General features: G+C 69.8%; 16 protein-coding genes. 5 read left to right on the top strand and 11 right to left on the bottom strand.

The window, feature by feature from the left end; translation table 11 throughout:
- Nucleotides 1–11 precede the first annotated feature (11 nt).
- Nucleotides 12–2228, top strand: coding sequence for an EAL domain-containing protein (locus AB0C26_RS34775; protein ID WP_360256323.1), 2217 nt, complete (start codon nt 12–14; stop codon nt 2226–2228).
- Here AB0C26_RS34775 and AB0C26_RS34770 read toward each other — a convergent pair.
- Nucleotides 2215–2715, bottom strand: coding sequence for an alpha/beta fold hydrolase (locus AB0C26_RS34770; protein WP_360256320.1), 501 nt, complete (start codon nt 2713–2715; stop codon nt 2215–2217). The genes AB0C26_RS34775 and AB0C26_RS34770 overlap by 14 nt on opposite strands.
- On the opposite strand from AB0C26_RS34770, the gene AB0C26_RS34765 reads away from it, so the two are divergent.
- A complete protein-coding gene (locus AB0C26_RS34765; RefSeq protein ID WP_360256318.1) occupies nt 2714–3031 on the top strand; it encodes an FCD domain-containing protein in 318 nt (105 codons plus the stop codon). The two genes, AB0C26_RS34770 and AB0C26_RS34765, sit on opposite strands and share 2 nt — an antisense overlap.
- Here the strand turns inward: AB0C26_RS34765 and AB0C26_RS34760 are convergent.
- The 9 genes from AB0C26_RS34760 to AB0C26_RS34720 form a co-directional block, all read right to left on the bottom strand.
- Nucleotides 3018–4058 carry an ATP-binding protein gene (locus AB0C26_RS34760; RefSeq protein ID WP_360256316.1) on the bottom strand — a complete coding sequence of 347 codons (1041 nt, stop codon included), beginning with the start codon at nt 4056–4058 and terminating at the stop codon, nt 3018–3020. The genes AB0C26_RS34765 and AB0C26_RS34760 overlap by 14 nt on opposite strands.
- The gene (locus AB0C26_RS34755) at nt 4058–4720 is read right to left on the bottom strand and encodes a response regulator transcription factor (RefSeq protein ID WP_360256314.1); all 663 of its coding nucleotides are present in this window, start codon (nt 4718–4720) and stop codon (nt 4058–4060) included. Before AB0C26_RS34755 ends, AB0C26_RS34760 begins: the two co-directional genes overlap by 1 nt.
- Before the next feature lie 41 nt (nt 4721–4761).
- Nucleotides 4762–5940, bottom strand: a complete 1179-nt coding sequence (locus tag AB0C26_RS34750) for a mannosyltransferase family protein (RefSeq protein ID WP_360256312.1) — start codon at nt 5938–5940, stop codon at nt 4762–4764.
- A gap of 48 nt (nt 5941–5988) precedes the next feature.
- Nucleotides 5989–6381, bottom strand: coding sequence for an ester cyclase (locus AB0C26_RS34745; protein WP_360256309.1), 393 nt, complete (start codon nt 6379–6381; stop codon nt 5989–5991).
- A gap of 9 nt (nt 6382–6390) precedes the next feature.
- On the bottom strand, nt 6391–8460 hold the full coding sequence (locus tag AB0C26_RS34740) for a restriction endonuclease (protein WP_360256307.1): 2070 nt from the start codon (nt 8458–8460) through the stop codon (nt 6391–6393).
- A gap of 157 nt (nt 8461–8617) precedes the next feature.
- Nucleotides 8618–9973, bottom strand: coding sequence for a glycoside hydrolase family 43 protein (locus AB0C26_RS34735; RefSeq protein ID WP_360256305.1), 1356 nt, complete (start codon nt 9971–9973; stop codon nt 8618–8620).
- A complete protein-coding gene (locus AB0C26_RS34730; protein WP_360256303.1) occupies nt 9970–11211 on the bottom strand; it encodes a cellulose binding domain-containing protein in 1242 nt (413 codons plus the stop codon). Before AB0C26_RS34730 ends, AB0C26_RS34735 begins: the two co-directional genes overlap by 4 nt.
- A gap of 74 nt (nt 11212–11285) precedes the next feature.
- Nucleotides 11286–12647, bottom strand: coding sequence for an endo-1,4-beta-xylanase (locus AB0C26_RS34725; protein WP_360256301.1), 1362 nt, complete (start codon nt 12645–12647; stop codon nt 11286–11288).
- 146 nt (nt 12648–12793) lie between these two features.
- The gene (locus AB0C26_RS34720) at nt 12794–14419 is read right to left on the bottom strand and encodes a ricin-type beta-trefoil lectin domain protein (RefSeq protein WP_360256299.1); all 1626 of its coding nucleotides are present in this window, start codon (nt 14417–14419) and stop codon (nt 12794–12796) included.
- 204 nt (nt 14420–14623) lie between these two features.
- Here AB0C26_RS34720 and AB0C26_RS34715 point away from each other — a divergent pair, with 204 nt between their 5' ends.
- A complete protein-coding gene (locus AB0C26_RS34715; protein ID WP_360256297.1) occupies nt 14624–16654 on the top strand; it encodes an RICIN domain-containing protein in 2031 nt (676 codons plus the stop codon).
- Between the two features lie 71 nt (nt 16655–16725).
- Entirely contained in the window at nt 16726–18159 is a 1434-nt protein-coding gene (locus AB0C26_RS34710) for a non-reducing end alpha-L-arabinofuranosidase family hydrolase (protein WP_360256618.1), read from the top strand.
- A 27-nt stretch (nt 18160–18186) separates the two neighbouring features.
- Here AB0C26_RS34710 and AB0C26_RS34705 read toward each other — a convergent pair whose 3' ends face one another.
- Nucleotides 18187–19767, bottom strand: a complete 1581-nt coding sequence (locus AB0C26_RS34705) for a sigma-70 family RNA polymerase sigma factor (protein WP_360256295.1) — start codon at nt 19765–19767, stop codon at nt 18187–18189.
- A gap of 284 nt (nt 19768–20051) precedes the next feature.
- Here AB0C26_RS34705 and AB0C26_RS34700 point away from each other — a divergent pair, with 284 nt between their 5' ends.
- Nucleotides 20052–21518 carry an endo-1,4-beta-xylanase gene (locus AB0C26_RS34700; RefSeq protein ID WP_360256293.1) on the top strand — a complete coding sequence of 489 codons (1467 nt, stop codon included), beginning with the start codon at nt 20052–20054 and terminating at the stop codon, nt 21516–21518.

Genomic DNA, 21518 nt, shown 5'->3' with positions numbered 1-21518 from the left:
ACTGCGCCCCGGTGATAAGTCAGCAGCGTCATGTGGCCCTGCTGGTCGCTCTCTGCCTCGCGGCCGGCATACCGATCTTCTTGCTGTCGGGGACGGTGGCCGCGCCGTACACGCAATTGGGCAGTAGCCTTCTGGCCTGTCTCGGGACCGTTCCCTGTCTGACCGCCGCCCGTAAGGTCGGTGGGAGCGCCCGTCTCGGCTGGCGGCTGCTCGCCGCCGGGAGCCTGAGCTGGGGTCTGGGCAACTTCTACTGGTCGTGGAACGAGCTCGTGGCCCACGCCGAGGTGCTGTTCCCCTCGCTGGCCGACATCGGCTACCTGCTCTTCCCCCTGCTGGCCACGGCCGGGCTGTGGCTGATCGCGGGCTGGACGTCGATCGGGACCCGCCTCACCGTGCTGCTCGACGGGCTGATCGTCGGATGTGCCCTGTTCGTGATCGGCTGGTCGCTGACGGTCCGCGACGTCTGGGAGGCCGGCGCCGACTCGGCGCTCGCGTTCGTCGTGTCGATGGCCTACCCGGTGTGCGACATCGTGCTGGCCACGGTCGCGGTGCTGCTGGCCGCCCGGACCCGCCGGGGCAGCCGCGGCATCGGCCTGCTGCTGCTCCTGGGCCTGGCCGGGATGACCGTCAGCGACGTGCTGTTCGCCCTGGACACCTCGGCCGGCACCTACGCCACCGGGCAGAACTCGGACGCCGGCTGGTTCGTCGCGTTCTCCGCCTGCGGGGCGGCCGGGCTGCTGGCCACGCGGTGGCCGATGACGTTCGACCACACCGGGATGACGGCCCGCTGGCAGACCACCTTGCCGTACGCCCCGTTCGGGCTGGCCGCGCTCGTGGTCGCCGTGCAGACGCTGACCGGGGTCGGGGTCGACGCGCCCGAGGCGGTCCCGCTGATGATCGGGTTCCTGCTGATCCTGCTGCGCCAACTGTCCACCTTGCTGCACAACTCGACGCTCACCCGGACCCTGCGCCATCAGGCCTATCACGATCCGCTGACCGGGCTGGGCAACCGCGCGCTGTTCCTGGAGCGGCTCGAGGGCGCGCTGGGCGCCGGCCGGCCGGTCGCGGTCCTGTACCTCGACCTGGACGACTTCAAGATGATCAACGACTCGCTCGGGCACGACGCCGGCGACGTCGTGCTGCGCGTGGTCGGCGAACGGCTGCGGGCGTGCTTCGGCGAGCCGGACACCATCGCCCGGTTCGGCGGTGACGAGTTCGCCGTCCTCACCGGCCGCGTCCACGACCTGACCGGGCAGGCGCAGTGGCTGCTCGGGCTGCTGCACGAGCCGATCGAGGTGGGCGCCCGCACGGTCCGGCTGGGCGCCAGCGTGGGCCTCGCGGTCTCGGACGGCTCGACCAGTTCGGAAGACCTGCGCAAGAACGTCGACCTGGCCATGTACGCGGCCAAGGCGCAGGGCAAGAACGCGTACGCGATGTTCGCGCCGTCGATGCGGCAGGGCTTCGACCAGGAGGTGCGGTGGCGGGCCGAACTCCGGCAGGCCCTGGCCGAGAACGCCCTGCACATCGCCTTCCAGCCGATCGTCGCGCTGGGCGACCGCCGGGTGGCCGGGGTCGAGGCGCTGGCCCGCTGGCACCATCCCGAGCTCGGCGCGGTGACGCCGGACGTGTTCATCCCGGTGGCCGAGCGGGCCGGCCTGATCGGTGAGCTCGGCCTGCTGGTGCTGCGCCGGGCCTGCGTCGAGTTCGCCTCCTGGCCGGGTTCGCAGACGGCGTACCTGTCGGTCAACGTCTCGCCGTCGCAGATGATCGACGCCTCGTTCCCGTCCAAGGTCGCCGCGACGCTGTACGAGGCCGGCCTGCGACCCGGGCAGCTGGTGCTCGAGGTGACCGAGCAGGCGCTGGCCGACGAGTCCGAGGTGATCGGCACGCTGCGCCGGCTGCGCGAGTTCGGCATCCGGATCGCCATCGACGACTTCGGCACCGGGTACGCCTCGCTGCGCTATCTGCACCGGTTCCCGGCCGACATCGTCAAGATCGACCGCACGTACGTCCAGGACATCGCCCGCGACCCGGCCGCCGTCCACATTCTCGGCACGCTGTGGCAGCTGTTCGGCGCGATCGGGCTCACCGCCGTCGCCGAGGGCATCGAGGACCAGGCGCAGGCGGCGATGCTGGCCGAGCTGGGCTGTCAGGTCGGGCAGGGTTTCCTGTACGGGCGCCCGGGCCCCCTCGGCGCGATCAGCACCGAGCCGGTCACCGCCGGCTGAGAGCGTCGCGCGCGGCGGTCACGATGACGCCGGCCACGGTGTCGGCCTGAGTCATGAACAGGGCGTGGCCGCCCGGCACGTCGGTGATCTCGGCGCCGATGCGCTTGGCCATGCGCTGCAACATGGCCTGGTCGAACGCCTTGTCCTCGGTGGCGATGACCGCCCAGCTCGGCTTGTCGCGCCAGGCGGCGTTCTCCACCGGCGTCGCGAACACCGCCATGTTGACCGGCACCTGCGAGTCACGCAGGACGGCGGCGTCGGCGTCGCTGGTGTCGGCCGCGAAGCCGGCCTTGAACTTGTCGCCGTTGAGGAAGCCGTAGCCGTCCTCGCCGACGTCGATGACGAAGTCGGGTGTCGGCGCGAACCCCTCGTACTGCTGGGCGGTGGTCGTGCAAGGACGAACAATGTGTGCATATGTTGCATGCCGATTCCCGCCGACAGCCCCGCCGTAGACCGGTCGCCTCGGTGCGGACGACCTCGAGCGCATGCGCGAGGCGAACCGCCGGTTCGCCGAGGCGGTGAGCGTGGGCGACATCGGCGCGGCCCTGGACGCCGACGACCAGATCCACCGGATCCCGGTCGCCGTGCTCGGCAATCGGGCCCTGGCCGCCGTGCTCGACCAGTTCGATCCCCTCGTCCGCCGCGCCGAGCGGCTGCGCTTCACCGTGGACGGTCACGCCTCGGTCGAACTGCACACGCGGCTGATCGACCTGATGGCCGCCGGCGACACCGCCGGCGCGGCGTCAGTGGCGTTCGACATCTGGCACACCCTGCCCGAGGACGGCCCGATCAGCGCAGAGTGACGGCGACGCGCAGGCCGCCGTCGTCCAGCGCGGTCGCGGTGATCGCGCCGTCGTGCGCCCGCACGATCGACCGGGCGATGGCCAGGCCGAGACCGCTGCCGCCGCTGTGGTCGATCCGCCCGGTGGCGAGCCGGGTGAAGGGTTCGAACAGCCGGGCCACCTCCTCGGCCGGGACCACCGGGCCGGTGTTCTCCACGGTCAGGGCGGCCCCGCCCACGCCGACCGTGACGGCGACCGTGCCGCCGGGCCGGTTGTACTTGATCGCGTTGTGGACGAGGTTGCGGACGAGCCGTTCCAGAAGCACGGCATCGCCTTCCACCGCGTACGGGGAAACCTCGCTCGTGATTTTGACGTCGGCGTCGGCGGCAGTCCGGGCGTGCGCCTCGACGACAGCGGCGGCGATCCGGTCGAGGCTCTGCGGCGCGCGCGTCTTGAGACCCTGATCGGCCTGGCTGAGCACCAGCAGGCCCTCGATCAACCGCTCGTTGCGGGTGTTGGTCTCCAGCAGCTGCGTCGCCAGCAGGGCCGACTGCTCCGACGTCAGCGGCTCGGCCAGCCCCACCTCGATCAGCGTGCGCTGCAGGGCGAGCGGGGTGCGCAACTCGTGCGAGGCGTTCGCCGCGAAACTGCGCTGCCCCTCGTATCCGGCGGCGATGCCGTCCATCATCGCGTCCAGGGCCCGGCCCAGCCGCTTGATCTCGTCGCGGCCCCGGCCCGGGCGGATCCGGTGGCCGAGGTTCTGCGGGCCCACTTGCGCGATGACGGGCAGCATCCGGCGTACGGGCGCGAGGACCCACCACACCAGCAACGGCACGATCAGCAGCGTCGCGGCCAGGACGATCCCGTACTCCGGAAGGTTCTCGATCGGGATCTTCCGGGTGATCCGGCAGGCCATGCCGTCGACCTCGTCGTAGCAGGGTGCGTAGTACGGCATACGCCAGGGCAGCTGCGGATAGACGAACATGGCCACGAAGACGAAAGTCACCGTGGCGACCACCGCGGCGGCCAACCGCGTACGCAATCCCATCAGGTCAGTCCCACGCGGTAACCGGCCCGCGGCACCGTCTGCACGACCTGCGGCTCGCCGAGCTTGCGGCGCAGCGTGGACACGGTCACCCGGACCACGTTGCTGAACGGGTCGGCGTGCTCGTCCCACACCTGCTCCAGCAGGTCCTCGGTGGTGACGGCCTGTCCCTGCGCCCGCATCAGCGAGTGCAGGACACCGAACTCCTTGTGGGTCAGCGCCAGCGGGCGGCCGTCGCGGCTCGCGGTGCGGGTCGCCACGTCCAGCTCGACGCCGTCACGCTCGAGGACCGGGGGCAGGGCCGGAGCCGTACGCCGGGCCAGCGCCTGCACCCGCGCGACCAGCTCGGCGAAGGCGAACGGCTTGGTCAGGTAGTCGTCGGCACCCATCCCGAGCCCCTCGACCCGGTCGTAGATGCCGCAGGCGGCCGTCAACAGCAGCACCCGGGTGCTCAGCCGCCGCTCGGCGATCCAGCGGCAGACGTCGTCACCGGTAGCGCCCGGCATGTCCCGGTCGAGCACCGCCACGTCGTAGCGGTTGACCTGGATCTTCTCCATCGCCTCCTCGCCGTCGTAGGCGATGTCGACAGCCATGGCCGCCCGCCGCAGGCCCACGGCGATCGTCTCGGCCAGCAACCGTTCGTCGTCCGCCACCAGAACTCGCACGGCGGCCATGCTGCCAGGACCGATATAAGATCGGCATAAACTCACGCCACCAGGAACGTCCCGGCCATGAAGATCACCAGGAACACCGCCTGCAGGGCCGCGCCGACCACCAGCACAGCACGGTCGACGACCTGGTGGGCGCCCATCCGGGCCAGCACCAGGAAGATCGCCACCGCCTCCATCGCGTAACGCGCCGCCGACTGCATCGAGCGGCCGCCGACCTCGGTCGACATCAGCAGGACGAGGGTGACCCCGCCCTGCACGACCAGATAGAGCTGGTCGCGCCGGAACTTGAACGGCCCCTTCAGGCACAGGATCAGCAGCACCACCGCGATCAGGATCGTGCCGGCGTCCAGAACGGCGCCGAGAGTGGCCTTGTCCAGCGGCGCGCCGATCTGCCGGATCGAGATGAGCCACGCCTCCCCCGGGAAGGTGTACCGCCGCCCCCACTCGTCCTGGGCGATGCTGAACTGCACCGGGCTGCCCAGTTCGATCCAGCAGTAGATGCTGTAGCCGACCACGCCCAACGGCACCAGGGCCAACCCGAGAACGTCGGTACGGATACGCCACCTGGTCTGGCGCAGATACTCGACGGCCATCGGAACGAGCAGCAGAACCCCGAACAGCCGGGTGGCCGACGAGAAAGCGCCGAGCGTGCCGGCCAGCCACCAGTGCCCGCGGCGCGCGGCATACAGCGCCCCGACGACCAGCAGCAGGAAAAGCGACTCGTTGTAGCCGATGAACAGGAAGAACCCGGTCGGGAAGACGGCGAGATACCAGGCGGCGCGCTGAGCCACCCGGGGCCCGAACTCGTAGTCGGCCAGGCGGTAGAGCAGAACCAGGGCACCGTACGCGGCGGCGTTGGCCACGAAGAGCGCGGCCGCCGGTCCGCCACCGAACAGGTGGATCAGCATCGGGTACAGCGGGAAGAACGCCGGGAAGCCGGGGCCCAGGTGGTAGCCGCTCTCGGCGATCCGCACGTAGTGGCCGGCGTCCCAGCCGTTCCAGGCGAGAACGACCGACCACAGATCGGGGGTGGGCCCGTTGCCCTTGTAGGCCAGCCAGGCGACGGCACCCACCAGAAGATGCACGACCACCGAGACCGACCACACGGCGAGCGCACCCAACAGCGCCGCCCGCCACGGCCGCCGAACCGGCGCGACCAGCCCCGGCTCGACGAGAATGCCGGGATCGGCCTCTGTCCGCACATCGATGCTCATGGCACACAGGTTGATCGACAACGGATAAAGCCCAGTTAAAGCCCGGGCTCAGCCCGCCAGTTGCCTCTCGATGGCCCGGGTGTCGAGGAGGTACCACATGTGCTCGAAGCGGCCGTCGCGGAAGTGGTAGAAGGCGTACTCGGTGAAACTGACCTCGCGGCCGGTCGGCCTCAGCCCCAACCACTCCGTCACCGGGGTGCCGGTGACGGTGAGCCGAGCCGCGACCCGGTCGCCCTCGACGACCAGATCGTCGAGGCGCCAGACGTAGTCCCGCACCGACTCCACGGCCTGCCGCATGGCGGCCACGTAGTCGTCGCGGGAGACGGATTCGCCGTTGAAGACGACGGTGTCGTGGGCGAACTCGCCCATGCGATCGAACGCGCGCGCGTTGGCCGCCTCCAGGTAGGCGAGGTAGACCTTCCGCAAGTCGGTGGTGGTCATCCGTTTCCCTCAGTCGTAGTACGAGTCCAGAGAGTCCTCGGGCGAGGTCTTGTTGCCCTCCGGGTACGGTATGCCCAGCTCCTGGAAGAAGACGTGGGCCAGCAGTTCGGTGTGGTGGAAGTAGACGAGCGCCGACCGCAGCGAGGCGAAGGTGGCCGGGCGGTTCTCCAGGTTCTCCAGCGCCTGGCGCGGGTAGCGCAGCAGCCGGATGTACTGCTCGGGATACCGTTCGGCCAGTTTGGCCCGGTCATGGTCGACGTTGTTCATGGCGGCAAGCACGCGAGCGGCGAGCTCCTGCGCGTACCGCTCGACGAGGCGTTTCGGGTTCACGGACGGCGTCGTGCCGCCCGAGGTCTCGAGACTCTCGGCGGCATCGTTGACCCCGGTGACCGTGCCGTCACGCTCGATCTGGAAAAGGGCCACGCCGATCTCGTCGGCCGCGGCCAGGGCGGCGCCCGTGTATCCGGACGTCGAATAGAAAAGATGGTGGGGCAGGAGCGGGCGCGTTCCGCGCAATTGCTGTACGGGCGGAGCACCGACCGGCAGCGCCAGCATCTTCACCTGGGCGATCGCGTTCTCAGCGACGACATCGAGGCCACCGTCGCGTCCGCCGCCGGTCTTTTCGGCGTCGAGGAAACCAAGGGTACGCATGTGGGCGCAGGCGATGTCCTCCGCCACGCGCCAGTCGGTGGGCAGATGGGCCACCGGCGCGGACGGTCCGGCGTTTCCCACGCCGGCGATCAGGGCCGCGGCGTCCGGCAGGGGCGGCACGGCGCCGGACTCGGGGAGGCGGCGGATGTGGTCGCCGGCACCCTGCTCGAAAACGGTGGCGTCGACGCCCTGCGGCTCGTCGAGGAAGAGCTTGATGGTGAGCGGGACGCCGTCGGCCGTCTTGAGTTGCGTGGCCCGGCCGATGTGCGGCCAGGGCAGAGCCGGACCGCTGGGCGCGGACATGCCACCGTCCGCCCGGCCCGGCACGACGGTGACACCGGCGCCGTCGCGGTGCAGCAGAATCCAGACCCGCAGGGTCCGCACGGCGACGATCGGGCAGACGTCCGGCCGCTCCCACTTGGCGGCGTCGAGAAGCCTGTCACCGCGCCCGGCCACCGCGTCGAGAATCAGCTCGACATGGTCACCCGGCTCGATGGCGGAGAGCAGCCGCTCCCCCATCGCGGCGTCGATACCGGCGGGTTGCCGCTGCCCGACATAGCGGCGGTAGGCCCAGGCGGTACGCGCGTCACTCCGCAGAAATTCCGCGGCCACCGCAACCGCGGCCGCACCTTCGGCGACCGACGCCCCACCCGTGGGCGGCTCGCTCCTGGACGGCTCAATCCTGGACGGCTCACTCGCCAGCGGCTCAGCCATCGGCAACACGGCCGCGACCATCGGCGGTGGCCCCGCCTGCGCCGGGACAAAAGCCGGCGGTCCCAGAGGTTCCACGACAGCCGAGGGCGTGCGGACCGGTTGTTCCGCGGCTGCCGGCGAGGAACTGGGCGCCGACGACGCGGGCACCGGAGATGCCGGGGCAAAACAGACGGAAGGAGTGGCCGAGGAAGAAGAGGGTGGCACAGGAGGCACCGGGGTGAACGGCGCGGACGCCGCGGGAGTCGGAGTGAACGGCGTGGGTGTCGGAGAAACCGGCGTGGAAGGGGCGGGTGTCAACGGTGCGGCGGGTGCGGAGCGCTTGGCGGGCTTTGGTGGTGGGAGCTTGCCGCGGGCGAAGTCGCGGGCCAGGCCGACACTGATGGCCAGCAGGAGGGTGCCGATGAGGCCGGCGCCGATGATCAGGCCCCAGTGGCCGGCGAAGCTGCCCGCCCACAGGCTGTCGAGTGTCGTGTCGACGGCCGCGAAGGCGCAGAACGTTCCGATGAACGCCGGGAGCAGCGCTACGCCGGGCGGCCCGGGCAGTTTCCCGCCCGAGCCGGAGCGCAGCACGACGCGGCGCCGGTGCCACCAGCGGATCAGCGTGAGGCCGCCGCCGCCGAACACCACCACCTCCAGGCCGTACGAGATGGGGTTGGCTATCTTCCCGATCGTCAGGTGCGACACCATCAGGATCAGGAAGAAGATTCCTGCCACGAGGCGTAGTCCGTTGGCGTCGGTGGTGTTCGGCGATGGCGAGGGTGACGTGGTCAAGGCGGCCTTCCCGGTCGAGCGCTCCCGTGGATCTTGATCATGCGAGGAGTTCTTCCGGTCTCGGGGTATGCCGCTGTGACCTGCGTCTACCGCAGCGGTCCTACGTGGTGAACTGCCACCAGTTCAGGTTCAGCAGGTAGCCGGTGCCGCCGGTGAAGCGCAGGTACAGGTCGTGTGTGCCGGTGGCGCCGCTGACCGGGCAGGTCACCGACGTCCAGGTCTGCCAGCCGCCGGTGCCGGGGGCCGTGCAGGTGCCGGCCAGGGCGCCGGTCGGGCTGTCGAGGCGCAACTCCACCCTTCCGCCGCTCGTGGCCGAGGCGGTTCGGGCGGTGAAGGACCGGGCGCCGTTGCCGAACGCGACGCCCTTCACCTTTAGGTAGTCACCGTTCTCGATGAAGCCGACGTTCATGCCGCCCTCGGAGGCGCGTTCCGTCTCGACGCCGGAGGCCCAGGCCACGGTTTCGGCCTCCTGCCGGATGTACGGGTCGAGGGTGCCGACCTGGGGCACTCCGGCCGTCGTCATGGTGATCGTCGGGATGGTGCCGTCGGCGCGGTAGGCGAACCTCTCGACCGCCACCGAGCGGGTGAAACCGCCGCCGCCGGGCAGCGCGCCGTTGTGATAGAAGAAGTACGACGCGCCGTTGAAGTCGACGACTCCGGCGTGGTTGGTGAAGCTGCTCCCCTGCGTCGGCATGATCGTGCCGCGGTAGGTCCACGGTCCGGTCGGCCCGGGCGCGGTGGAGTAGGCGATGAACTCCGAGCAGCATTTCGCGGCGAAGACCAGGTAGTACAGGCCGTTGCGCTTGTAGACCCACGGGCCTTCCTCGAACAGCGTGGGCCGGGTGGCGTCGCCGGTCCGCGTGCCGAAGCCGGCCGTGGTCAGCGGAATCTTCGTGGGGCTTCCCGCGTACGAGGTCATGTCCGCGTTGAGCTTGACGTACCAGAGGTCGGGGTTGCCCCAGTACAGGTACGCCTGCCCGTCGTCGTCCACGAACACCGTGGGGTCGATCTGGCCGTTGCTGACCAGCGGGCGCCCGATGGCGTCGGTGAACGGGCCGGTGGGGCTGGACGAGACGGCCACGCCGATGCCCATCTGCCCGGTGGCGCGCACGGTCATCGGCACGTACCAGTAGAACTTGCCGTTGCGGTAGATGGTCTGCCCGGCCCACGCGTTGGCGCTGGCCCAGCTGAAACTGGCCAGGTTCAGCGGCGAGCCGTGGTCGGTCCAGTTGACCATGTCGGCGGTCGAGTAGACTCGCCACTCCTTCATCGTGAACCACGTCGAGTTGTCCTCGTCGTGGCCGGTGTAGAGGTAGACGCGGCCGTTGTGCACCAGCGGGGCCGGGTCGGCGGTGTAGATGGTCTGCACGATCGGGTTGTCGGCCCGGGCCGTCCCCGGCACGAGGCCGAGGACGGTCAGCGCCGTCAGGAGCGCGGCGAGCAGGCGGCGTCTCATGCCGGCTCGCAGGTGGTCGTGGGCACGGTGTTGGCGCCGTTGGCGGTGCCGAGGAAGCCGAAGGTGGCCGACGCGCCCGCGGCGAGGGTGCCGTTCCAGGTCTCGTTGGTGACGGTCTGCGCGCTGCCGCTCGACGTGACGCGGCCGCCCCAGCTCTGGGTGATGGTCTGGCCGTCGGCGAAGGTCCAGCGGACCCGCCATCCGGTCAGCGCGGTGGCGCCGGCCGTCACGGCGACCTCGGCCTGGAAGCCGCCCTGCCATTGACCGGTGATGCGATAGGTGGCGGTGCACGCGCCGGGAAGCGGCGGAGCGGGCGTGGTCGGGGTCGGCGTGGTCGGGGTGGGGGTGGCCGGGGAGCTGGGCGTGGTGCTGGTCAACTGCGAGAAGAACCGCCAGACCTCGCCGCCCACCCACGTCAGGGCGCCGCTCGTCGAGGTGCTTCCGTCGACGGGTTCCGGGGTGTGGTCGCCGTCGAACGCGGCCCACCGGACCGGATAGCCGGCGCGACAGCCGGCGTACGTGGTCGTGATGTGGGTCAGGCTGCCCCGGGCCGGTTCCGGCGGATTCTGCGCCGTGCAGCCGTTGTTGCGGACGAAGGTGTCGCGGATGGACCGGCCGAGCGAGATGTTCAGCACGCTGTCGTGGGTGCCGTGGATGCCGAAGTAGGCGACCGGCTGGGTGCCCGGGGAGCAGCCGCTCAGGTTGGCTCCGGACAGGACCGCGACCGCCCGGAAGACGGCCGGCCGGGCGCAGGCGACGGCGTAGCTCATCGAGCCGCCGTAACTCCAGCCCAGCGCGAAGAGCTGGGTGGTGTCGACGCACAGGTCACCCTGGATCAGCGAGACCAGGTTGTCGACCAGGGTGAGGTCGCGGTTACCGGTGTTGGCCCAGCCGTTGTCGATGCCCTGCGGGGCGACCAGGATCGCCGAGTTGTTCGACTGACCCTGCAGACCGTAGTAGCCACCGCCGGCCACGTTGCCCGCGGTTCCGTTCAGCCAGTGAAAGGCGAAGATCAGTTTGTACGGCTTGTTGCGGTCGTAGTTGTCCGGCACACGCAGGATGTACGAGCGGTTCTGGCCGCCGCTGGAGATGGTGCGGGTGCCGCTGGTCAGGGTGGGCGCCTTCCCGCAGCCGGCGGTGACGGCGGCGCCGGCCGGGGCCGCCGTCACGACCGCCAGCGTCGCGGCCGTGGCCAGCAGGGCGGCCAGCACCCCACCGGCGAGTTTTCTCATCGACATCGCGGTTCCTCTTTTCGGGGGACGGCTCTCCGGCCGAGGGGAGCCCGGCCGGAGAGCACGGAGAGGACAGCCGGCTAGCCGGCCGCGCAGGTGGGAGTGGCGGTGGGACCGGTGCCGGTTCCCTGGAAACCGAACTCGGTGGCGCCGCCGGCCGGGACCTGACCGTTGTAGGCGACGTTGCGGAAGCTCACGGCGCCGGCGCTGCCGGTGTTGGTGGCGCTCCAGACGCCGGTGATCGCGCTGCCGGACGGCAGGGACAGGCTGACCGTCCAGCTCGAGATCGCCGCCGCCCCGGCGGTGACCCGCACCGTGGCCACGTAGCCGCCGTTCCAGGAGTTCAGCGACACCGTGGCGGCGCAGGCGCCGGTGGGCGGCGAGGTCGGGGGCGAGGTGGGCGGGGAGGTCGGCGGGGAGGTCGGCGGGTTGGTGGTGCCGCCGGCGTTGAGGGCGTTCAGGACCGAGGTGTACGCCGCCTTCTTGTTGCCGGAGTTGTCGAACAGCAGCGGGTTCTCGCCGGTGCGCCACGAGTCGCTGTCCCGGATGCCCCAGACCGTGATGCCCGTGCACCGGGACACGGCCATGCAGGCGCGGGTGACCCCGGCGTACACATTGGCCTGATTGCCGCCCTGGGCCACGTCGAGCTCGGTGATCTGCACGTCGACGCCGAGGTCGGCGAAACGCTGGAGGTTGGACTGGTAGTCGCCCGGCAGGCCGGTGCCCAGGTGGGACTGGAAGCCGACGCAGTCGATGGGCACGCCGCGGGCCTTGAAGTCGCGGACCATGTTGTAGACGCCGGTGCTCTTCGCGTTGACGCCGTCGGTGTTGTAGTCGTTGTAGCAGAGCTTGGCGGCCGGGTCGGCCGCGCGGGCGGCCCGGAAGGCGGCCTCGATCCAGTCGTTGCCGGTGCGCTGCAGGTTGGAGTCGCGCCGGGCGCCGCTGCCACCGTCGGCGAAGGCCTCGTTCACCACGTCCCAGGCGTAGATCTTGCCCTTGTAGTGGGTGGCGACCTGGGTGACGTGGTTGATGGCGGCGTTGCGCAGCGCCGAGCCGGACAGCGACTGCGCCCACCCCGGCTGCTGCTGGTGCCAGAGCAGGGCGTGGCCGCGAACCTTGGCGCCCATCGCGATGCCCTGGTTGAGGATGCGGTCGCCGTTGGTGTAAGTGAACCGGCCCTGTGACGGTTCGGTGGCGTCCCACTTCATCTCGTTCTCGGGCGTGACCGAGTTGAATTCGGTGGTCAGGATCCGGGTGTACGTGGCGTCGCCGAGCCGGCCGGCCGCGATGGCCGCGCCGTAGTAGCGGCCGCTCTGCGCGGCCGAGGCGCCCAGCGTGGAGGCCGCGTCAGCGGTGCCGATGACGGCGACGCTCGCCGCGAGGACGACGCCCGTAGCCGCGGCTGCGAGCAGCGCCGACCGGCCATGTCGGGGGAGGGACATGAGCACGGATACCTTTCTGTGGGGGATGTTCCGGGGATGGAAAAACGGTACGGGAGCGCTCCCATACATTCAAGTTGGTCTTTGTCAGCCTGATTCATAACAGTTTTTCGCCAACGATTTCTGGCGCATTCTGAAAGGCGCTCACCTCACGAGCGCGACCACCGCTGGTTGGCCGCCGCGGTGCAGGTCCACAGCAGCGTGAGCGTGCCGTTGGCGGTGAGGTTGTGGTCGACGTCGAGGCAGAGCCCGGACTGGTTGCCGCGGATCGTGCCGTCGGCGTTGAAGGTCCACTGCTGGTTGGCGCCGCCGTTGCAGTCCCACAACTGGACCTTGGCCCCGGCCGTGGCCCCGGCCGGGGCGTCCAGGCACTTGCCGAGCGCGCGCAGGGACGAGCCGGACACGGTCCACTGCTGGTTCGCGTTCCGGTTGCAGTCCCAGATGACCGGCTGGGTCCCGTTGGCGGTGTTGCTGTTCGGCACGTCCAGGCAGCGGCCGGAGGACGCGCTGACCAGGGCGGTCGCCGTCGGCACGGGCGGGTTGCCGGTGGTGCCGCCGCTCACCCGGTAGACGGCGGTGCCGTGCGCGGGCACGCTGGCGCTGATCGTGCCGCCGGTGGTCGTCGTGGCGCCGGTCCAGGCGTCGGTGAGGGTGAACGACGATCCGGTCTTGCCGATCGCGGCGGCCGTGGTGGTGATCGTCCGGGTCGAGCCCGACTGGTTGAACAGGGCCACCGCGATGTCGTCGCCGGCCAGCCGCTTGGCCAGCACCCGCTGGTTGGCGTCGCCCGCGACCTGCACCCCCTGGCGGCCGAGGGTGTCCTGGTTGATGGCGATGAGCCGGGGGTTCTTCAGGATCGTCTGGGTCGCGCCGGACATGGACCGGAGGTCGTTGCCGGCGATCAGCGGAGCGGCCATCACCGCCCACATGGCGAAGTGGGAGCGCTGCTCGGTGTCGGTCAGCGTGCCCCGGCCGACCTCCATCATGTCGGGGTCGTTGAAGCCGCCCGGCTCGGCGTAGCCGGCCAGTGGCACGTTGACGTCGATGATGTTCTGCACGCCCATCGGGTAACCGTTCAGCTGGTCGGTCTTCCACACCAGCTGGATGTCCTCGGTGGTGCGCCAGATGTTCGCCACGTCGCCCCAGTCGCGCTGCGGCCCGGTCTTGGAGTGGATGCTGTTGGAGTTGATGCTGTACAGGATCGGCCGGCCGGTGGCGGCCAGCGCGTCGCGCATCCTGGCGAACGTGGTGACCTGCTGGTCGATGGTGCCGGTGGGCGAGCACCAGTCGTACTTCAGATAATCCACGCCCCAGGCGGCGAACTGGCGGGCGTCCTGGGTCTCGTGACCCTGGCTGCCGGTGGCGCCCGGGTAGGAGCCGAAGTACTGCGCGCACGTCTTGTCCAGCGGGGCCTGATAGATGCCGAACTTCAGGCCCTTGCCGTGGATGTAGTCGCCGAGCGCCTTCATGCCGCTGGGGAAGCGGCCCGGATCGGCCTGCAGGTTGCCGCTCGAGTCGCGGTTCGGGTTCATCCAGCAGTCGTCGACCACCACGTACTGGTAGCCGGCGTCGCGCATGCCGGTGCTGACCATGCTGTCGGCCATGCCGCGGATCAGCGACTCGCTGATCGAGCAGCCGAACGTGTTCCAGCTGTTCCAGCCCATCGGCGGGGTGCGGCCCACACCGTTGTCGTGCGCCTGGGCGGCCGACGACGGGACGGCCGCCAGGGCCCCGATCAGCAATCCGGTCACCAGCGCGGCCCGCAGACGTTTCATGGCTGTCGCCCTTCGTGATGAGAACGTTAACAGCAGAGGCTGCCACGCGCTATCTGGCGAAACAAGCGGCAATAAGTGTTATGCGCGTCCTCCCCCTTTAGTCGCCGTTGCGAAGCTGCGTAACGCCGTAGCAACATCGATGAAATCGAATGCCAGGCCCCATGCGCGTACACGATGTTAACGTTCACTTGCCCTGGAGGATCCATGCGGCTCACCCTGCGGTGGCTGATCGCCGCGGCCCTGCTGGCCGGACTCGTGCTGGCCGCACCGGCCGCGTCGGCCGCCACCATCGACACGAACACCTGGTACGTGCTGGTCAACCGCAACAGCGGTAAGGCCCTGGACGTCTACAACCTGGCCACCAACGACGGCGCCCGGATCACCCAGTGGACGCGTAACGACGGCAACCAGCAGCAGTGGCAGTTCACCGACTCCGGCAACGGCTACTACCGCCTCAAATCGCGGCTGTCCGGCAAGGTCCTGGACGTCAGCGGCGGCTCCACCGCGGACGGCGCCGCGGTCGTGCAGTGGACCGACAACAACGCGGCCAACCAGCAGTTCAGCGTCCAGGACATCGACGGGTACATCCAGCTGATCAACCGCAACAGCGGCAAGGCCCTCGAGGTGCAGGGCGCCTCCACCGCCGACGGCGGCAACATCGTCCAGTACGCCGACTGGAACGGTACCAACCAGCAGTGGCAGCTCGTCCCCATCGGCACGACGCCGCCCCCGGCGACCGGCACCTTCACCAACCCGGTGGTCTGGCAGGACTTCGCCGACGGGGACATCATCCGGGTCGGCGACGCGTACTACTACTCCGCCTCGACCATGCACTACTCGCCGGGCGCGCCCATCCTGCGCTCCTACGACCTGGTCAACTGGGAGTACGCGGGTCACTCGGTACCCCGGCTCGACTTCGACTCGGCCGCCTACGACCTGAACGGCTCACGGGCGTACGTCAAAGGGATCTGGGCCTCCGCCTTCAACTACCGGCCGAGCGACTCGACCTATTACTGGCTGGGGTGCACCGAGTTCAACCGCACCTACGTCTACACCTCGGCGACGATCGGCAGCGGCTGGAACAAGCGGGCCCGGATCAACAAGTGCTACTACGACGCCGGCCTGCTGTTCGACGGCGCGACCCCGTACGTCGCCTACGGCAACGGCACCATCAGCGTCGCCCAGCTCTCGGCCGACCTGAGCTCCGAGGTGCGGTCGCAGACCGTCTACCAGACGCCGTCGAGCATCGGCACGCTCGAGGGCTCCCGGATGTACAAGCGGGGCAACTACTACTACATCTGGCTGACCCGCCCGGCCAACGGGCAGTACGTGCTGCGCTCGACCAGCCCGTGGGGTCCGTACGAGCAACGCCAGGTCCTTCTGAACCTGCCCGGCCCGATCTCCGGTGGCGGTGTCCCGCACCAGGGCGGCCTCGTGCAGACCCAGAACGGCGACTGGTGGTACATGGCGTTCACCGACGCCTACCCGGGCGGCCGGATGCCGACGCTGGCCCCGATCAGCTGGAGTGGTGACGGCTGGCCGGTGCTGCAGACCGTCAACGGCCGCTGGGGCGCCACGTACCCGAAGCCGGCCATCAGCACGACCAAGACCGTACAGTCGATGATCGGGCCGGACACGTTCACCGATGCGGCGCTGTCGCACCGCTGGGAGTGGAACCACAACCCCGACACGTCGAAGTTCGCCGTCGGCAACGGGCTGCGCCTGTCCACCGCGACCGTCACGAACGACCTCTACAACGCCCGGAACACGCTGACCCACCGGATCCAGGGCCCCACCTCGACGGCCACGATCCAGCTGAACTACGCGTCGATGGCCGACGGCGACCGGGCCGGGCTGGCCATGCTGCGCGACCAGTCGGCGTGGATCGGCGTCCGCAAGGACAACGGCGTCACCCGGGTCTCGATGACCAACGGCCTGAGCATGTCCACCAGCGGATGGACCACGACCGGCACCGGCACGGAAGCCGCCGGCGCCACCGTCTCCGGCGGCACGATCTGGCTGCGGGCCACCGCGAACATCCAGCCCGGATCCGGCCGTACGGCGACGTTCTCGTACAGCACGAACGGCAGCACCTTCACCCCGCTCGGGCCGGCGTTCGTGATGAACAACGACTGGCAGTTCTTCATGGGCTACCGGTTCGGCCTGTTCAACTACGCCACGAGAGCCCTCGGCGGCGCCGTCACCGTGAACCGGTTCGACCTGACGGCACCGTGAGTCCCCGTTTCCCCACCCCCTAAGGAATCCACGTGAGAAAATCCCGATGGCTGGCCGTGTGCACAGCCGCCATGACCGCGCTCGCCGGTGGCCTGCTGGCCGTGGTGAACGCCGCACCCGCCTCGGCGGCGACGATCGACACCACCGCCTGGTACGTGCTGGTCAACCGCAACAGCGGTAAGGCCCTGGACGTCTACAACCTGGCCACCAACGACGGCGCCCGGATCACCCAGTGGACGCGCAACGACGGCAACCAGCAGCAGTGGCAGTTCGTCGACTCGGGCGGTGGCAACTACCGGCTCAAGTCGCGGCTGTCGGGCAAGGTGCTCGACGTCTACAACTTCTCCACCGCCGACGGCGGCTCGATCGTCCAGTGGACCGACAACAACACCACCAACCAGCAGTTCAGCGTCCAGGACATCGACGGGTACATCCAGCTGATCAACCGCAACAGCGGCAAGGCCCTCGAGGTGCAGGGCGCCTCCACCGCCGACGGCGGCAACATCGTCCAGTACGCCGACTGGAACGGCACCAACCAGCAGTGGCAGCTGGCCCGGGTCGGCGCCTCGAACCCGACCACCCCGCCGCCGACCGGATCGTGCACGCTGCCCTCGTCGTACCGCTGGACCTCGACCGGCGCGCTGGCCCAGCCGCGGTCGGGCTGGGTGTCGCTGAAGGACTTCACCACCGTCCCCTACAACGGACGGCAGCTGGTGTACGCGACCACGCACGACACGGGATCGTCGTGGGGCTCGATGAACTTCGGGCTCTTCACCAACTGGTCCGACATGGGCTCGGCGTCGCAGAACGCGATGTCGTCGGCCACCGTGGCGCCCACGCTGTTCTACTTCGCCCCGAAGAGCATCTGGGTCCTCGCCTACCAGTGGGGTGGCAGCGCCTTCTCGTACCGCACGTCCAGTGACCCCACCAACCCCAACGGCTGGTCGGCGGCGCAGACCCTGTTCACCGGCAGCATCACCGGCTCCGGCACCGGCCCGATCGACCAGACCCTGATCGCCGACGGCCAGAACATGTACCTCTTCTTCGCCGGCGACAACGGCAAGATCTACCGGGCGTCGATGCCGATCGGGAACTTCCCCGGCAACTTCGGCTCCTCGTACACCACGATCATGAGCGACTCGACGAACAACCTGTTCGAGGCCCCGCAGGTCTACAAGGTCCAGGGCCAGAACCAGTACCTCATGATCGTCGAGGCGATCGGCGCGAACGGCCGCTACTTCCGCTCGTTCACCGCCACCAGCCTGAACGGCTCGTGGACGCCGAACGCCGCGACCGAGAGCAACCCGTTCGCGGGCAAGGCCAACAGCGGCGCCACCTGGACCAACGACATCAGCCACGGTGAGCTGGTGCGGGTCAGCGCCGACCAGACGATGACCGTCGACCCGTGCAACCTGCAACTGCTCTACCAGGGCCGCTCCCCCAGCTCGGGCGGCGACTACGGCCTGCTTCCGTACCGGCCGGGCCTGCTGACCCGCCAGCGCTGACCGTTTCCCGTCCCGCCCTGGCCGCCGTCATCCGGTGGCCAGGGCGGGACGCACGAAGAACGAGCTTGCGGTACGGAATTCGGCGGTGTCCTTGAGGTACCCGATGCCGAACACCGAGCCCGTCCACCGCAGGCGGAATTCGCGATAATTGAACGATTGCAGAGCCACCGAGCCCGCGACCGGGCCGGGCAGGGGGCAGTACGTGGCGTCCTCGCGGAAGATCTGGCTGTCGTCGAGCGGGGCGACGTACCCGCGCAGCTCGTAGTGCCGCAGGTAGCGGCCGTCACCGGCGCGGAACGAGAAGCAGCGTGGATCGGCCAGGCCGGTGACGGCGGTGAAGGTGGCGCGGCGGCGGTTCTCGGCGCCGCTACCGCGGTCGACGGCCGCGACGGCCACCGCGTCGGTGTTCACGCCCAGGCTGAGATAGCCGCCGCCGGCCCATTCGAGGGAGAGCGCGCCCAAGGGCACGGCCGTGGGCGGCGCCGACGGGCGCTGGGTGGTACGGCTGGGTGTGGGGGCCGGGGTGCTGAAGCGCGCCGGCGAGGTGGTGGGTGCCGGCGCGGCGATCACCCCCGGGCCGCCCGGTCCGGGCGCGGGATCGTCGGGCCGAACCAGCGGAACGGTGACGGCCACGGCGGCGACACCGGCGACGATTCCGGCGATCACCTTCCCCGCGACCGCCGACGCCCCCGCCGTCCCGGTCACCGACGCCGTCACCGCTCCGGCAGCCGTAGCCCCAGCAGCCGTAGCCCCAGCAGCCGCCGCTCCGGTGGCCGCTGCTCCGGTGGCCGCTGCTCCGGCGCCGGCGCTGATCGGGCCCAGGACGGCGTGCGCCAGGCCGGCCGGTACCACGAGGGCCGGCAGGTTCTCCAGCAACTTGTCGGCCGGCAACAGGCCCTCGGTGGCCGCCGTGCAGGTGCGGCAGCCGCGGACGTGCCGGGCGATGCGCTTGCGCCAGAGCGGGCTCGGCCGCCCGTCCCAGTCGGCCGTCTCCGCGGCCAGGCGGGAGCAGAGCGGCCGCGCCGCGAGCGCCGCCACGACGGCCCGCGCCAGGTCGAGCTGTTCCCGGGTGCGCTGCACGCGGACGCCCGCGTGGGCGACGGTGATCCCGGCCGCCTCGGCGAGCTCGGCCCGGGTCAGCCGGCCGGCGACCTCCTGCCACCACAGCGACAGCAGCCGCTGATCGTCGGGGTCCAGCCATCGCGTCGCCTCGGCGACCTGGCGCCGCTGTCCACTGAGGCGGCTGCGCAGCGCGGTCACCTCTTCGAGCTCCGCCTGCGGGTCCGCCTGCCCGGCGGCCTCCTCGAGCGGCCGGATCCGGCGGCCGGCGGCCAGCCGCTGCTGCCGATGGGTGCCGACCTGACGGACCGCGATCACCGCCAGCCAGGCCCGGAAACTTCCCGGGGTGCGCAGCCCCGGCAGCTCGCGCACGGCCCGCAGCATCGTGTCCTGCACGACGTCGTCGACCTCCGCCGGGTCCTCCATCGCCGCGCTGACGAGGTTGTAGACCAGCGGCAGATGATCGGCGATCAGCCGTTGCAGAGCCCGGCTGTCACCGTTGCGGGCGGCGGTGACGAGCTCGGCCACATTCGCACTCGTCAGATCCATAGCGACGACACCCTATGCCGCTCGGCCCGGGAAAGAAACCGAGCGGAAAGGTGTTATCCGATCTCCTCTTCATTGGTCGCAGCATCCGAAACTTTCGGGCCTCACCATGCCGCCAAGAGCCACTGTCGGCACCGGTCGGCAGAATAATGGCGCATACGCCCAGGTAGAACGTTTCAAGCTGCGAATCAACTTCCGGAAGACTTCCGGAAACTATTGTTTCCGCGGCGTTTCCCATGTCAGCATGACCCGACATCGAGGTTCTTCGTTTCCTGGAAGGAGCCACTGTGACCGCCAGTCCCCCAGTCCCCCACCGGCGCCGATCGCCCCGGATCCGGCTGCTCATCGGCGCCGCCGTCGGTGCCGTCACGGCCGCGGGCGTGGTGATGGTGATGCCGAACGCCAACGCGGCGGAAAGCACCCTGGGCGCCGCGGCCGCGCAGTCCGGCCGGTACTTCGGCACGGCCATCGCGGCGAGCCGCCTCAGCAACTCGACCTACTCCACCATCGCCGGTCGTGAGTTCAACATGATCACGGCTGAGAACGAGATGAAGCCGGACGCGACCGAGCCCCAGCGCGGCCAGTTCAACTTCAGCGCCGGCGACCAGATCTACAACTGGGCCACCCAGCGCGGCCTGAAGGTCCGCGGCCACACCCTGGCCTGGCACGCCCAGCAGCCCAGCTGGTGGGGCGGGCTCAGCGGCAGCGGCCTGCGCCAGGCGATGATCGACCACATCAACGGCGTGATGGCCCACTACAAGGGCAAACTCGCCGCCTGGGACGTCGTCAACGAGGCCTTCAACGAGGACGGCAGCCGCCGCCAGTCCAACCTGCAAGCCACCGGCAACGACTGGATCGAGGCAGCCTTCCGCGCCGCCCGCACCGCCGACCCGTCGGTCAAGCTCTGCTACAACGACTACAACATCGAGAACTGGTCCTACGGCAAGACGCAGGGCGTCTACAACATGATCCGCGACTTCAAGTCCCGCGGCGTGCCCATCGACTGCGTCGGCCTGCAGACCCACTTCACCGGCGGCAGCTCGCTACCGGGCAACTTCCAGACCACCCTGTCGAGCTTCGCGGCGCTGGGCGTGGACGTGGCCCTGACCGAGGTCGACGTCACCAACTCCTCCACGTCGCAGTACGCCGGGCTCACCCAGGCCTGCCTCAACGTCCCCCGCTGCATCGGCATCACCGTCTGGGGCGTCCGCGACAGCGACTCCTGGCGCTCCAACGAGAGCCCGCTGCTGTTCGACAGCAACGGCAACAAGAAGGCCGCGTACACCTCGGTGCTCAACGCGCTCAACTCGGCCGGGCCGACGACCCCGCCCACCACGACGCCGCCCACCACTCCGCCCACCACGACGCCCCCGCCCACCGGGTCCAACCGGATCGTCGGCGCGCAGTCGAACCGATGCCTCGACGTGCCGGGCTCCTCGCAGAACAACGGCACCCGGGTACAGCTCTACGACTGCAACGGCCAGGCCAACCAGACCTGGACGCTCACCTCGAGCAAACAACTGACCGTGTACGGATCCCGCTGCCTCGACGCCGCCGGCTCCGGCAACGGCTCGGCCGTACAGATCTACAGCTGCAACGGCCAGGCCAACCAACAGTGGAACGTCAACTCCAACGGCACCATCACCGGCGTCCAATCCGGACGCTGCCTGGACGTGTGGGGCACCGGCAACGGCCAGCAGGTCCAGATCTACGACTGCAACGGTCAGGCCAACCAGCGGTTCGCGCTGAGCTGA

It is taken from the genome of Actinoplanes sp. NPDC048796 (assembly GCF_040650035.1).
Taxonomy (GTDB): Bacteria; Actinomycetota; Actinomycetes; order Mycobacteriales; family Micromonosporaceae; genus Actinoplanes.
The sequence above is the reverse complement of the archived record's forward strand: the minus strand, read 5'-3'. Positions and strand labels throughout refer to the sequence as shown.